This is a genomic window from Ruminococcus sp. CAG:57 (assembly GCF_000435935.1).
GTDB lineage: Bacteria > Bacillota > Clostridia > Oscillospirales > Ruminococcaceae > Hominimerdicola > Hominimerdicola aceti.
Genome location: NZ_FR890678.1, coordinates 1 through 13,161, shown reverse-complemented (window position 1 = coordinate 13,161; position 13,161 = coordinate 1). Strand labels below are relative to the sequence as shown.

General features: G+C 46.4%; 20 protein-coding genes. 11 read left to right on the top strand and 9 right to left on the bottom strand.

Features of this window, described 5'->3' with window-relative positions; genetic code table 11:
• Nucleotides 1–86: 86 nt before the first annotated feature.
• From QVO88_RS00210 to QVO88_RS00190, 5 genes are all read right to left on the bottom strand, one after another.
• A complete protein-coding gene (locus QVO88_RS00210) occupies nucleotides 87–311 on the bottom strand; it encodes a helix-turn-helix domain-containing protein (protein ID WP_022286519.1) in 225 nt (74 codons plus the stop codon).
• 243 nt (nucleotides 312–554) lie between these two features.
• Nucleotides 555–1,328 carry a phage antirepressor KilAC domain-containing protein gene (locus tag QVO88_RS00205; RefSeq protein ID WP_022286518.1) on the bottom strand — a complete coding sequence of 258 codons (774 nt, stop codon included), beginning with the start codon at nucleotides 1,326–1,328 and terminating at the stop codon, nucleotides 555–557.
• Nucleotides 1,329–1,809: 481 nt separating this feature from the next.
• The gene (locus tag QVO88_RS00200; protein WP_022286517.1) at nucleotides 1,810–2,244 is read right to left on the bottom strand and encodes a hypothetical protein; all 435 of its coding nucleotides are present in this window, start codon (nucleotides 2,242–2,244) and stop codon (nucleotides 1,810–1,812) included.
• Nucleotides 2,244–2,738, bottom strand: coding sequence for a helix-turn-helix transcriptional regulator (locus QVO88_RS00195; protein ID WP_022286516.1), 495 nt, complete (start codon nucleotides 2,736–2,738; stop codon nucleotides 2,244–2,246). Before QVO88_RS00195 ends, QVO88_RS00200 begins: the two co-directional genes overlap by 1 nt.
• Nucleotides 2,739–3,554: 816 nt before the next feature.
• On the bottom strand, nucleotides 3,555–3,746 hold the full coding sequence (locus QVO88_RS00190; protein WP_022286515.1) for a hypothetical protein: 192 nt from the start codon (nucleotides 3,744–3,746) through the stop codon (nucleotides 3,555–3,557).
• Between the two features lie 123 nt (nucleotides 3,747–3,869).
• Here QVO88_RS00190 and QVO88_RS00185 point away from each other — a divergent pair, with 123 nt between their 5' ends.
• The gene (locus tag QVO88_RS00185) at nucleotides 3,870–4,340 is read left to right on the top strand and encodes a hypothetical protein (protein ID WP_022286514.1); all 471 of its coding nucleotides are present in this window, start codon (nucleotides 3,870–3,872) and stop codon (nucleotides 4,338–4,340) included.
• Between the two features lie 48 nt (nucleotides 4,341–4,388).
• Here the strand turns inward: QVO88_RS00185 and QVO88_RS00180 are convergent, their stop codons facing one another.
• The 3 genes from QVO88_RS00180 to QVO88_RS00170 all read right to left on the bottom strand — a co-directional run bounded on the left by QVO88_RS00180 (nucleotide 4,389) and on the right by QVO88_RS00170 (nucleotide 6,036).
• Entirely contained in the window at nucleotides 4,389–4,925 is a 537-nt protein-coding gene (locus QVO88_RS00180; protein WP_022286513.1) for a 3'-5' exonuclease, read from the bottom strand.
• A 112-nt stretch (nucleotides 4,926–5,037) separates the two neighbouring features.
• Nucleotides 5,038–5,232, bottom strand: a complete 195-nt coding sequence (locus QVO88_RS00175; protein WP_022286512.1) for a hypothetical protein — start codon at nucleotides 5,230–5,232, stop codon at nucleotides 5,038–5,040.
• 222 nt (nucleotides 5,233–5,454) lie between these two features.
• Nucleotides 5,455–6,036: a hypothetical protein gene (locus QVO88_RS00170; RefSeq protein WP_022286511.1), complete on the bottom strand. Its 582-nt coding sequence runs from the start codon at nucleotides 6,034–6,036 to the stop codon at nucleotides 5,455–5,457.
• 398 nt (nucleotides 6,037–6,434) lie between these two features.
• Between QVO88_RS00170 and QVO88_RS00165 the strand changes: the two genes are divergently transcribed.
• On the top strand, nucleotides 6,435–6,779 hold the full coding sequence (locus QVO88_RS00165; RefSeq protein ID WP_022286510.1) for a MobC family plasmid mobilization relaxosome protein: 345 nt from the start codon (nucleotides 6,435–6,437) through the stop codon (nucleotides 6,777–6,779).
• A complete protein-coding gene (locus QVO88_RS00160) occupies nucleotides 6,728–8,131 on the top strand; it encodes a relaxase/mobilization nuclease domain-containing protein (protein WP_022286509.1) in 1,404 nt (467 codons plus the stop codon). The genes QVO88_RS00165 and QVO88_RS00160 overlap by 52 nt, the downstream gene beginning before the upstream one ends.
• Nucleotides 8,132–8,363: 232 nt before the next feature.
• Here QVO88_RS00160 and QVO88_RS00155 read toward each other — a convergent pair whose 3' ends face one another.
• A complete protein-coding gene (locus tag QVO88_RS00155; protein ID WP_022286507.1) occupies nucleotides 8,364–8,807 on the bottom strand; it encodes a hypothetical protein in 444 nt (147 codons plus the stop codon).
• A gap of 231 nt (nucleotides 8,808–9,038) precedes the next feature.
• Between QVO88_RS00155 and QVO88_RS00150 the strand changes: the two genes are divergently transcribed.
• Genes QVO88_RS00150 through QVO88_RS00115 form a run of 8 tightly spaced genes read left to right on the top strand, consistent with a single transcriptional unit; the run spans nucleotide 9,039 to nucleotide 13,063 of the window.
• The gene (locus tag QVO88_RS00150; protein ID WP_022286506.1) at nucleotides 9,039–9,425 is read left to right on the top strand and encodes a single-stranded DNA-binding protein; all 387 of its coding nucleotides are present in this window, start codon (nucleotides 9,039–9,041) and stop codon (nucleotides 9,423–9,425) included.
• 25 nt (nucleotides 9,426–9,450) lie between these two features.
• Nucleotides 9,451–10,233: a ParA family protein gene (locus QVO88_RS00145; RefSeq protein ID WP_022286505.1), complete on the top strand. Its 783-nt coding sequence runs from the start codon at nucleotides 9,451–9,453 to the stop codon at nucleotides 10,231–10,233.
• Nucleotides 10,227–10,457: a hypothetical protein gene (locus tag QVO88_RS00140; RefSeq protein WP_022286504.1), complete on the top strand. Its 231-nt coding sequence runs from the start codon at nucleotides 10,227–10,229 to the stop codon at nucleotides 10,455–10,457. Before QVO88_RS00145 ends, QVO88_RS00140 begins: the two co-directional genes overlap by 7 nt.
• Nucleotides 10,454–10,798, top strand: a complete 345-nt coding sequence (locus QVO88_RS00135) for a hypothetical protein (RefSeq protein ID WP_002852006.1) — start codon at nucleotides 10,454–10,456, stop codon at nucleotides 10,796–10,798. Before QVO88_RS00140 ends, QVO88_RS00135 begins: the two co-directional genes overlap by 4 nt.
• A complete protein-coding gene (locus tag QVO88_RS00130) occupies nucleotides 10,795–11,739 on the top strand; it encodes a ParB/RepB/Spo0J family partition protein (protein WP_022286503.1) in 945 nt (314 codons plus the stop codon). The genes QVO88_RS00135 and QVO88_RS00130 overlap by 4 nt, the downstream gene beginning before the upstream one ends.
• A gap of 22 nt (nucleotides 11,740–11,761) precedes the next feature.
• A complete protein-coding gene (locus tag QVO88_RS00125; RefSeq protein WP_022286502.1) occupies nucleotides 11,762–12,466 on the top strand; it encodes a hypothetical protein in 705 nt (234 codons plus the stop codon).
• A gap of 4 nt (nucleotides 12,467–12,470) precedes the next feature.
• Nucleotides 12,471–12,881, top strand: a complete 411-nt coding sequence (locus tag QVO88_RS00120) for a hypothetical protein (RefSeq protein ID WP_022286501.1) — start codon at nucleotides 12,471–12,473, stop codon at nucleotides 12,879–12,881.
• Nucleotides 12,881–13,063, top strand: coding sequence for a hypothetical protein (locus QVO88_RS00115; protein WP_022286500.1), 183 nt, complete (start codon nucleotides 12,881–12,883; stop codon nucleotides 13,061–13,063). The genes QVO88_RS00120 and QVO88_RS00115 overlap by 1 nt, the downstream gene beginning before the upstream one ends.
• The last annotated feature ends 98 nt before the right edge of the window (nucleotides 13,064–13,161 follow it).

Sequence of the window (13,161 nt, the reverse complement as noted above, 5' to 3'; positions counted from 1 at the left end):
GTTGACTCTATCATTATAGCGCAGAACCAAATATAATGCAAGACTATGTGACCGCAATTCTCTGTTTTCGGCGCTGTGACCGGATTTTAACCGTTGTTTTTGTGCGCAATTAAGAAGTCGATCAAATCTGCTTTTAATATCCTGATATGCCGACCGATATGATCTATGCGCTTTATCTCTCCGTTGCTTATCATACCATATACTTTGGTAGGCCTGAACTTCAAAATCTCACATACTTCCTTTACAGTCAGAACTGGTGGATATTTACGCAGTTTGTTGGTTATATCCTTCTTATCTGCACTTATCGCCATAGATGATCCTCCTCTCAGGAGAAAAAGAAAACATAATAGCGTTGATGTTTCATATTCAGTTTTCAAGATACTGTAATACATCGTCTGTCGGTTATTTTTATGTCCAAAGATTGATGTACTGTTGGCAGCCCCTACTCCGAGGAGTAGTAGCTCCCGACGGCACATCAGCCGCCGAATAAAACAAGGAGGTGTGTGCGAAGCACCGTAGGCAGTACCCGAATTTCGGATACTCCCGACAGCATTTCAGCTATCGTCCTGCTCGATCAGGGGCAGGATGCCCTCTTTCTTTAACTGATGATAGATGAATATACGGCCCTGCTGCGTCCAATATGAATGGACTTTGGCAGTAAGATCACCATTCTTATCATAAACAGTGTGTGTCTTTGATTTCATATATCCTCTGTCTGCATATTTCTGATACGGAAGCCATACCTGTCCCTGCTTATACTGGATACCGTGTTCGTGAAGCCACTTGTTCAGCCATATTGCCGACTTGCCGTAGTCCTTCGCAATGGTACTTATGGGCATAAGCCCTTCGGAGTGCAGTACCATATCGCAATAGTCGGCTTTCGGCTTCATGACTTCTATCTGTTTCGCCTGAACAGCGGTTGTTTCAATCAGATTATTATTCTGCTGATTTGCAAGCTCCAGTTTCTGGTCTGCAATTTGTAACGCCCTCGCCATAACAGCATCGGGACTGTTCCATTGTCTTTCAAGGTTCAGGAAGTATTTGCGGCAGCGATTACCGATCTCGGTACGCTGTATCATACACAGCTCCTTTGCCATATCAATGGTCAGGTTATGGTCAATCTGTTTCTGCGGCATTGGTCTGCCATCTTCACGGTACACATTTTTGGTTACCGTGAAAAAGTCCGTATTTTCGATAAATCCGTATTCACGCATTCTGTCGAACCACATTGAATACTGCGTCCTGACATTCAGAACTTTATGAAGCTCCCGTCCGCTGACGGTACGCATATCGTTGTTGTATCTCACAGCGATTGAAATCTCATTCATATTAGAACACCCTCTCTCTTTCTTGTCGGTGTTTTTGTGTCTGTAAAAGAACTCCTGCAATTGACGGGAACGGAATCCGTCCCCGTCGCAGGAGCGACAGCATTGCTGTCTAATTGAAAATAGGAGAAATGGAACAAGCATATTCAGAGATGTTTTTGGCAGAACCCAAGCTGTAGCTCAGGCTCTCCCGACAGCATCTCTGCTGTCTTAGTGAAAGGAGTCTATATTATGCTTACCATAGATAGAGATAGAAGAATGTGAGCCTTTGGGAACGGCACAGCCTGAAAATGGACAAAGAAGCTGCGCCGTCCTCTCAGCTCTACATAACCCTTTCCAATGAAAAGAAAGGAGGAACTTGAGGGGCATTCGGTGTCTGCTCCGCCGAACCCCTTCACCTTACTACCGATAAATTTGCGTTTTTGGGAAAGATTTTCGCAAATTTCTTTCTTCAAAAAAGAAAAATCGGCATTATGCACATTTCTTAGCCGTTATTTTCGTGCAAGATGATATACTCTTTGAGTTTCTTTTTTGCAATTGTGATTTTGTATCTGACAATATCTATCGTAGTACCGTATCTGGTGGCGAGTTCCGTTAATGTGACCTTTTCTGTGCAGTAGAAATAGTCGATGATCACATTATATCCCTCCGGAAAATCGAGACGCAGTTTCTCCAAAGCGATGGGCAGATAGTCAAGCCGTGCGTCTTTTCTTCTCCTGTTCTCCTCAGCAAGCAAATTTATGGGGAGACTTGCAGGATCGGGTATCGCTTCAAGAACTCTGTCATAGTCGGTTGACTGCGCCATGAACTCCGCATCACGTTCTTCGAGGTACTTCTCCCTGCGGAGCATCTTGTTGTATTCCTTTTCTATTCTCTTTGGAATATCATCACCGAGGTGCATATAGATGAATCTCGCCATTACTTGCTGCCCTCCGTAATAGAGGTCAGCTTTGTAAGAGGCTTTGCCTTGATTTCAATCAGGCGCTTATTACAAGCTTCAAGCGTGTACTTTTCACTGAATGCACAGCCGTCAAGATAGTTTCTGATGATATGAGCTGCCAGACCGTTGTAACCATAAGTACCCGGAATAACATTGTCAGACTTGGAAAACAAATACTCGCGCCGGAGAGGGTGAAGCCTGAGTGCGATACATACGGCACAGAGGTATTTCTGCCCGATCTGACGGGTATTTTTCAGATAACGAGAAATAGAGCCTTTTCCGATGCCTGTCATTCGGGCAAACATATCATAGCTGATGTTGTACTCTTTCAGGTAACGGGCAAGTGCATCACCAAAGGTGTCTGCGTCGATCATAAGGGAGTTTTTCGTACCATACACGAACACCTTATAATCGAGAGGTTCTTCAATTTCGCTGAATAAAGCGATACGAGGAATCAGAATATTACTACTCATAAGAAATCTCCGTCCTTTCCGTCGGACGGAGATACTCAAATGAACATAGTTATCCTGCCATTCGGTATAATCCGTCCGACAATCAAACATTACTCGTTCATTTGATCGCTCATTATTCAGTTGTCCATACAGTGATCGAGTAACCCTATCGCGCATTTAGGTTCACCGTATAGAGAATTAGTCCTATGATGGACTGCGTACCCTATCATTATAAACCATAAGCTGCGAAAAAGCCAGTAGTCAGGCGTTCCCGAATGGGAACGGTCACATATTCAAAAGCACCGTATTTCGCCGTTTTCTGATAGCCGACCTACACTCCTCCCATAAACCGCAAGATGATAAAAGCATAGATTTATTAAGGCTTTTTTATCCTTTTTGATAATATTCCAAACGGGAACGATTTCACCTACTTTTCATCTTACAAGGCGAAGTTTCATCATTCTATCACAAACAGGCATAGAAAAAACGGTCTGATCTGCTCAGACCGCCTTTAAGCTGTATGCAATGGGCATACAATCTCAGCATTTGTTACAGCAAAGAAGAAATCCGCAAGGCAATCATTGCAGACTATCATCTATTGTTATTGTCCGGTACACAGCTATCACCTCCATTTTAATCGAAATATCCGATCTGTTCTGTATGGTACTGCATAGGAACAAACAAAAGCCGAGTTTGTATGCTTGTCTGATATATATTACACCGGATAACCGGATATAATCAGTAATTATAAGAAAAGAGCCGTTCCCCAACAGCTCTCTCGTCAAATGGTTACTTTGAACCCATTGGGATCAAAGTCTGTCATAATGGAAGGAGCGCTCATTCACCGATAATATCTTCATCAGTAAGTTTGATCTCTCCATTTTCCTTTTCATATTCCTTTATTGCATCCTTCACAAGCGTTTCAATCATGTTGTTAATGGAGCGATTCTGCGATTCAGCGATCTTCTTAATCTTTGCGTGGTCAATCAGAGCCAGTCGAAGCGTAAACGATGTTTTTATAATAGCCATAGCGATACCTCACTTTCACTATTATCATACCACTTTAGCTTTCTTTTGTATGCAGTCACATTGACACCACATTGATACCATGTTATACTTAGTATATACTGTTTTCAAAGGAGTATGAGCGATATGCTGAGTATCTACACCGTTAGTTTTTTCGGGCATCGAAGCATCGAGCGAGTATCAGAAATAGAGAACGCTCTTGATAAACTCTTGTACGACCTTATCAGGCAGAAGGAGTATATCGACTTTCTCATAGGAAGGGACGGAGAATTTGACCTTCTTGCTTCTGCTGCCATTAAAAGAGCTGTCCGTCAGTACGGATATGGTAATACTCATTTTACGCTGGTTCTGCCATATATGAAAGCAGAATACCGTGACAATGAACAGGAATATCTCGGCTACTATGATGAAGTCGAGATATGTGCGGAGTCCGCAAATGCTCACCCGAAGTCAGCTATTCAGATCAGGAACAGAAATCTTGTAGACCGATCAGATCTTATAGTCTGCTGTATTCAGCGTAACAGCGGCGGAGCTTACAAGACGATGCAGTATGCTGAAAAGCAAGGGAAACACATCATAAACCTTGGAGATAACTGAAAAAGGACGGCATAGCCGTCCTTCGGAAGCACATATATTACCACAGCTTTATGGTGTAAGGGAGTATTTTTTTACATACTTATTGACATCTACGCCGCTTTCCATATACTTCAGCAGTATCTCCGCACAGGCACGGGCATCGCTGTCCGCCTGATGATGATTCAGGGCGATACCGTAGTGATCGCACATTACATTGAGGTTATGCTTCATATCAGGAAGAACACGCCTGCCGATCTGGACCGTACACAGGTATTCCGCAGACGGTTTCCATTTGATACCGTAACTCCGCAGACACGCACGGAGGACGCTCATATCAAATACAGCATTATGGGCAACAAGGATACCCTTGCTCATGATCGGCTCTATCTTCTTCCAAAGCTCTGCGAAATTCGGAGCGCCCTTGACTTTCTCAGCATCTATGCCCGTGAGCTGCGTATTGAAATAATCGAAGTGTGTTTCGGGATCAACGAGCGAAAAGTAATTTGCCGCAATCTTGTTATCCCTGACCGCAGTAATGCCTATCGCACTCATACGGTCATTTGCGTGATTGGGCGTTTCAACGTCGAATACGATATAGACTGCCATGATACATCACTCCTTTTGCATCAGCTCTTAGGATAATTATACCATACCGCCGGAAAAAGGTCAATCGGCAGGAAAAGAAAAACAGCCGACATCGCTGCCGACTGCCTACCTTTTATGCACCTGTTTTCTCAAAGCCATTCAATAGCTGTTTATCTGAGAACTTGGACAGCTTGCCATCTGTCCATTCTATAAAAACATTGTCCATCTCGTCTATGTAAATAATCGTCGCCGTCGAGCCGACAGGATAATCGCTGGTGACTGTATCTGTCATCTTGATCTTAGCACCGACTGTAATTGAATCCATCATAGTAATAACCTCCTACTGATTTCACACACTTGCTCTATTATACTACAATGGAGTTTGAGTGTCAAGAATCAGGAGGTTTATTCATCGGGCTGCACAAAAGCTGTGCAGCTCTTTTTCTATTTCAATATCTTCTTTATCTGTTCATCACTTGCATGGGGCAGAACCTTCCGCAGATGTTCAAAGATAAGCTGATAGGATTCTTCCGGCTCTCGCTGATAGACTTTATCGGTAAAGGCGGCTCCCATAAATTTTTTCGGGAGTTGAGTATTCAGCTACGCCCCAACCGTAGTGTTGCCCGTGCTTGTCGGTCATGTATATGAAGTTGCTTGTGATCACATAGCATTGCTCCTGCAATCTTGTGATAGAGGTATCAAAACCTTTATTGCCGCCCTTGCGGTAATCTCCGAGCTGTTTGAGTTCTTTGGATATAACGGGAGCATGACTGTCAAGCAGATCATACAGCACCTTGTCAGTATGTTTTGCAAGCCCTTCATCATACCTTGCATCGAAATCATAACCGTCACGACGATAGTTTGCAAAGTCCGGAAACCAATCACGGCTGATGTATACCGCCTTGTGTTCAAAAAACTTTCCATAGGCACAGCCTGTTTTCTGTATGACCGGACCTTTCCAGTCCCAAGCATCCCACTGTGCGCTGTCGGAATAATACCAATGCTCAGGAGCTATATGCTCCTCTATGGAAAAGCCCTCGATACTGTTTCGGAAGAACGGCAGAAACCCGTACTTGTTTATCGCTTTTATTAGGTCAGCCTCAGACCTGATCGTGAACCGCATACCTGCCATAAATCTCAGCCCCTTTTCCTCATTATATCACGGTATATCTTTGAGTGTCAAGCTTTGAGGGAAAGTAGTTATTGGGATGCAGGATAGTTCTCCCTATTTTTATAGTATAGTCAATTGTAAACTTTTTGTGAACATTTCGATTTTTCTTTCCCAAAAATCCGAAAATGTCGGTAGTAAGGTGAAGGGGTATGTTTGCTCAGTCGCACAGCTCCAATTCCTGAGCAAAGCAGGAAAAATCCGAGAGCCGCAGGTTCAATTTGAAAAACGCCCGATCAGGGCGGTTTCAAAATTAGCAAGCACGGCATTGATGCACTACAAATTGAGATTTGAGTGACTTTCAATGCAGATGCTTGTCAGAGGGCTTCCGCCCCTAAAACCCTGAAAAGAAAGGAGAGAGAATGAAAGATAAAATAAAGAGAACACGGAGCGTTCAGGTACGGTTGACACAGGAAGAATACGACTTCCTTGAGCAGAAGTTCAGGCTCAGCGGTTATAAGTCTAAAAGTGAGTTTATGCGTATCGCATTCTTTGATACACTTATCGTGAAATTCAGCACCGAGGATATGCAGGAATTGTTACGGCTTGTCCGCAGTATTTCCAACAATGTGAATCAGATAGCGGTTCGTGTGAACAGTACCGACAAGGTTTACCGTGAGGATATGGATAATATCAAGGACGGAGTTGAGAAGATATGGCAACAACTAAGATATTTCCAATCACAGCTACGGTCGGTTCAGCAATAGCCTACATTGCTGCCGCTGCCAAGACCGACAACGGCAGACTGATCAGCACCTTTATGTGCAGTCGTGAACCCAGCAAGGCTGCCAAAGAATTTGCTGAAGTCACAGCAACAGGTACAGGCAGAAGCACCGTCATTGCCCAGCACTTCATTATGTCGTTCAAGCCTGGGGAGGTTACTCCCGAAAGAGCTATGGAGATCGGCAAGGAAATGTGCGAAAAATACCTTAAAGATCAGTACCAATACTATCTCGCAGTCCATACCGATAAAGGTCATGTTCATCTGCATTGTATCTTCAATAATACGAACCTCATCAATGGGCTTACTTTTGAGACATTGGAGAACCGCAGATTTACAGAGAAAGACAGGTCATACAACAAGCTCCGTACCCTTGCAGACGAGGTATGCCGGCGGCATCATCTCTCCGTAGTCGAACACCCCGAAATGGGTAAAGGCAAGAGCCATTGGGAATGGGATATGAACCGTCAGGGATTATCGTGGAAGGCAAAGCTGAAATACACGATAGATCAGGTCATCAAGGTCAGCGAGGACTTCGATGATTTTCTCAGGAAGTGCGCCGATTTCGGTGTGTTTGTCGAGTATAATCCCGACCACAAGATCGACCTGAAATTTATGCTTGCCGAGCAGAAGGAACGCAATCCGAGAGCCAAGTTTACACGCGCCCGAACACTCGGCTGGTTCTACGAGACAAAGCAGATCAGGCAGCGTATTGAGCAGAACAAGGGCGTTATGATCTATGTGCCGAGGTCAAAGATCAGAGTTATCACGAAGAAGCCCCTGAACAAGTTTATTCAGGACGCTATCGACCGTGGCAATATGAAGCTCGCCAGTATTGCTAAGAATGTGATCGCTGAGTATGGTATCGAGCCTGAAAATCTTCGCAGTGAAGCTATCTCTACCTATGCTCACAGCCGAACACTTCTCTCCGAGCTGAACACCATGAACACGGAGATAGACGATCTCAAATTCAAGCTGAAAGTCCTGCGGCAGTACCGCAAGTTCAAAAGGTGCGCCGAGGAGCTGAAAACTCTCAGCGGTCTGGCTGCGAAGAAGTACCGCAAAGACCACAGCTATGACCTGAACGAATACGGGAAAGTCCGCGCTCAGGTGTTGGAGCTTTACCCGTCCGGTCATATCCCGACCGTGGAGAGCTTGGAGCAAAAAATAAACGCCCTTATGCAAGGGCGTTCACAGAAAGATATGCAGTTTCGTGAGGAAGATAAACGGGCGCGTGACCTTGCCGACGCACAGCGTACCATTGAGGAATTTCTCCGTCAGGAACGCAGCGAGCAGCAGCAAGATCGCAAGCGTAAAAAGAATGGGGATTTAGAGTGATTAAATGTTAAATAGAATCTTAGCACATTCTGGGCAAAAGCAGTAACCCTTTTTTTCATTCAAGCGAAAGTCATATATTTCTTTGCAATAAGTTACGATTTCATTGCACTCATTGCACCGAACTATAACACAATCCAAAATAGAGCTATTATACAGTTCTTGAGGAATAGCCTTGTATAAATCTCCATATTCGATACTACCATCTTTTGACGATTTATAAGATACTCGTTTTTTAATCAGATTCATTTTGCTTCTTCTCCTTTTGCAACTCTTTGAAAGTCTCCAACGCCGTGAGTAATAGCTTATTCACGCTCATACCGAGCGATTCCGCATAAGCCTTGATCGCATCACGCTCCTCGGCGGACACATACAGCTTCAGCGTTTTGTAATTCGCTTTGGCATACTGAGCGTTTGAGGATATTTTCTTGGAACGAGCCTGCTTCTGCTGGCATTCCTTACAATACTTCTGAGAGCCAGCCGTCACCTTATAAGGCTTTCCACAGATAGAGCAGACCTGTTCGCTGCCGATCGCAACAGCTTCTCCGGCTTGCTTCTTCTCCTTGTATGCCCTGTTCCGCATGACCTGAGCCTTGTCACGGCAGTAGATGCAGTATTTCGCTCTGCTTGACGGAGACTCAAACTCCATTCCGCAGATCTGGCAAGTGTGCTTATACATCAGATCACCCCTTGATCGGTTATTACAGTTATTCTATCACATTAGTGGGGATATGTCAAGTATAATCGAAAATATAGTGAAGCTGCACTGGGGAAATCAGATAATTTGCTGCGCATTGCCGAAATTCAAAAACTTCTGAAAATTATACTTGACAATAGGGATATTGCATAGTATAATAAAAGCACAACAGGAACACGAAACACCACAGACCACGAAAGGAAGGTAAATCCTATGTTAAACAAGTTCATGGTAGCCGGCAGACTGACTGCCGATCCCGAAATCAAGACCGTTGGCGATAACCGCCTCTGCAAGTTCACCATTGCCTGCGAACGCCCGAAGCGTAAGGGCGAGGAGAAGGCACAGACAGACTTCTTCGACTGCACCGCATGGAATCGCAACGCTGATGTGGTAGTCGATTGGTTCGGCAAGGGCGATATGGTAACGCTTGTCGGTGCAGTCCACATCAACCGCTATGAAAAGGACGGTCAGAAGCGTTCGGCTATCGAGGTCAAGGTCGAGGAGATCCACTTCTCAGGCGGTAAGAAGAAGCAGGAGAACACCACACCGACCGATAACGGCAACCCATACGCAGGAACAGAGGACGATCCGCTGTTCTGAGCCAAAATCACAGGAGGATAAGAAAATGGAAACGACTATCATCGCAATCAGCAATCAGAAAGGCGGAGTCGGCAAATCGACCACAGCCTATAATCTCGGAGCTTGCCTTGCCCTGAAACACGATAAGAAGGTGCTTCTCATCGACTTCGATCCGCAGGCAAATCTCTCCGAGTACCTGAAATACGAGCCGGACGGCAACCCGACCATGACACAGCTTATCATGTCATTCTACGCAGGAACTCCCGTGACCGCCGAGACAGCTCAGAAAGCTATCCGCCACAGCGAAGCCGCAGGAGTGGACTACATTCCCGCCGACATTAACCTCGCCAATGCGGAAACGCTCATGGTCACGATGATCTCAAAGGAGCATATTCTCCGCAGGATACTCACGGAAGATGTGATCGGAGCGTATGACTTCGTGCTGATCGACTGCCTGCCGTCCCTCGGAACGCTCCTTATCAATGCTCTCACCGCTGCGGACAGAGTGCTGATACCCGTGCAGACACAGAAGTTCAGTATGGACGGCTTGCAGTCCCTCGAAGCACTTACACAGCTTGTCAAAGCGAACACCAACCCGAAGCTGAACCTCATCGGAGTGCTGCCGACTATGGTTGACCGCACAAAGGTCAGCAGAACGGCGATCGAAACACTCAACGAGAAGTACGGCGAAATGCTGTTCAGGACAAGCATCAGCAAGTCCATTGAAGCGGCGAAAAGCTCCGAGAACGGCACACCGCTTTGTCTCACAGGTCACAAGTTAGGTCAGGAATATGATGAATTGGCTCAGGAGGTGCTTTCAAGATGTTAAATATCCCCGAACTCGCAATGAACCCCAACCGCAAGGTCACTACCAAATGCTACGGCGAAGTCAAGGTGTGGGACGACCGTGAAGAAGCACAGGCTTATTTCCTTGAAGCGATGATGAACAGCGACGGCGCAGAGCATGACCGCTACTCCGGCATCTACATTCAGCTCCAGAACGGGCTTGACTACTGCACCGATGAAGATGATGACGAGGAGGACGAGTCATGAAGCCCTTTGACACCGACAAAATGCCGTGGCTTTTCACTCCCCACGGCGATGGTGAGCTGAACGAGTATTTCAGCACCGACCACAGCAAGATCATCGCAGAGACTTCAAAGGAAGTGCTTGCAAGCCTTTCCGAGAGCCGTGACAGGCTCTCAGGAAAGCTCTGCTACGAATTTCACTACAATCAGCGCAGATATAAATACACGCTCCTGCGGTTTGCGGATATGATCGTCCGTGCCGATGTTTCGATCAAGAAGCTGAAAAAGCGAATCATGGAGCTTGATATTGACAACCGTGAGCTTCGCAAACAGCTTGCGGACATGGAAAGGAAGATGAAACGATGAATACACCGCAGTTTGACCTGGGAACAATGCTCTCCGCACCGCAGACCGCTATTCAGCAGATACCGTGCGATCAGCTTCACCCCTACCACAACCACAAGTTTGAGCTGTATTCGGGCGAACGCCTTGAGGATATGGTCGCCAGCATCAAGGAAAATGGTGTGTTGTCTCCGATCATCGTACAGCCTATCGAGGGCGGTTATGAGATCCTGATCGGTCACAACCGCTGGAACGCTTCAAAACTCGCAGGACTGCCCACCGTGCCAGCTATCGTCAAGACGGGTTTGACCGAGGACGAGGCAGAGATGTATGTCATCGAAAGCAACCTTATCCAAAGGTCATTTTCAGACCTGAAAATATCTGAACAAGCGGCTGTTGTCGCAAGCAGACACAGTAAGATGTTCTCACCGGGCAAGCGTAATGATATTATCCGTGAGTTGACACTTCTTGAAAATCCCAATGCCGAGATCAGTGGCGACACAACCTTGAATCCAGTGGGTTCAAAGTTAGACACAAGCGAGAGTGTCGGCAAGGAGTACGGCGTGAGCAAAGGCTCTGTTGTCCGCCTTATCCGCATCAACAAGCTGATCGATGAGCTGAAAGCCCTTGTGGACAGCGGAGATATTGCTATCAGAACAGGTGTGGAGCTTTCTTTCCTGTCGGAAGATACGCAGGCTGTTGTTGCCGAGTGTGCTGTTGAAGATAAGATCGACTATAAAATCGCCAAGATGCTCCGTGCATCAGCCGAAAGCGACGGATATATCGACCGTTATACTGTTCACAGTATCATCTACGGTGATGATAGTGAGCAGACACCGAAGCCCAAAAGTGTGAAAATCAGCAACTACGCCTATACCAAGTATTTCGCAGAGGGTACAAAACCAAAAGAGATCACTGAAACTATCGAAAAAGCGTTAGAATTCTATTTTAAGAACAATACCTGAAATATAAAGGAGAGTAATCATCATGAAAAAGATTATTACAGCGTTATTCTGCACCGCACTTGCACTAAGCTCAGGCTTTACAGCATCCGCTGCCGAAGCCCCCGACCGTGAAAGTCTTGAAACCGCCATTTGGGAAGATCTCTGGAACGGCAAGGGCGATAACGGGCTTGATTATCCCGAAGCATCGTACAAGCATCATCTGCTTGACAAGTGGCTTGACGAGAACTACGGCACGGGAGCTTACAACTGGAACGATATAGGAGAGGTCACACACGGCTATCGCAAATACTACCGCAGTCTTATTGACGGCTGGGACTTTGAGGACGATAATGACGGTGGCTGGACAATCGAGACTGAGGACAACCTTTACAGCTTCACGCTTCAGGGCGGCAACTGGCAGATGATCGACAAGAACGGCAATACCGTGGACAGCTTTCCTCCGTTCAGTACGCTGAAAGACGAACCCGACGAAAGCACAGGCGGTTATGAGATAAACGATAAGGGCGAGGACAGTCCGAGAGTGATCGGAGAGGTCGCAGGAGGAACGGAAAAGGCTTCTGAGGGCGGTTCTTCCGCAGAGGGTAACGATACCCCCGACGCTCCGACAAGCGGTTCTGAGGGCAATTCTGCGCAATCCGGAGCCAATCTTCTGCCTGTTGTTGCAGGAGTTGCAGCTCTCGCAGGAGTCGGTGGTGCAGCGTATTACTTCACACGGAAACGGAAGTGATCACATGATCTTCAAAAGCAAACAGGAAGTCAGCGGCTCACCCTTGTGGGCTGTTGACACCGACACGCAGACGGTCACGCATATCAACCCCAAGACGGGCAAAACGGAGCGTTATGTATTTCACACCGACCACATCAGGTACTATCTGCACCACATAGAGGATATGCGGCCCGACCTCTTGCAGGCAATCGTGGACAAGGGCGAGATATACAAGCACCTTGACGAGCTTGATACAAAGGTCACGGACGCTGTAAACCGTCAGACCGAGCTTCTTATGCAGTCGAGCCGTGAATTTCAGGTAGCCAAAGAGATCGGTGCTGTCAATCTTGTCGGCTCTATCGGCAATATGCTCCGTATGCAGGCGCAGAGAGCTGTCAATGAAGCTATGATTTATTTATGGAAGGACGAGGAATAATGTTTTGTGCGAACTGTTACAAAGAGATACCCGCAGGCAAGAGCTATTACAGGCATCAGGACACCAATCAGCCTTACTGCTCTCTGGACTGTCTGAACGACCACATGATCTACACCCACACGATCACGCTTGAAACGAGCGAGGGAAGCGAAAGCACCGAGGAACAGGACGATGACGAGTGAGGAATACGTTGAGGAACTGCACCGGAACGGAGTGAAGCTCATAAAAAACGACGGCTCTCATAGTGACCCGCCCCCTGTCAAGTAGACAGCGCAAAAAA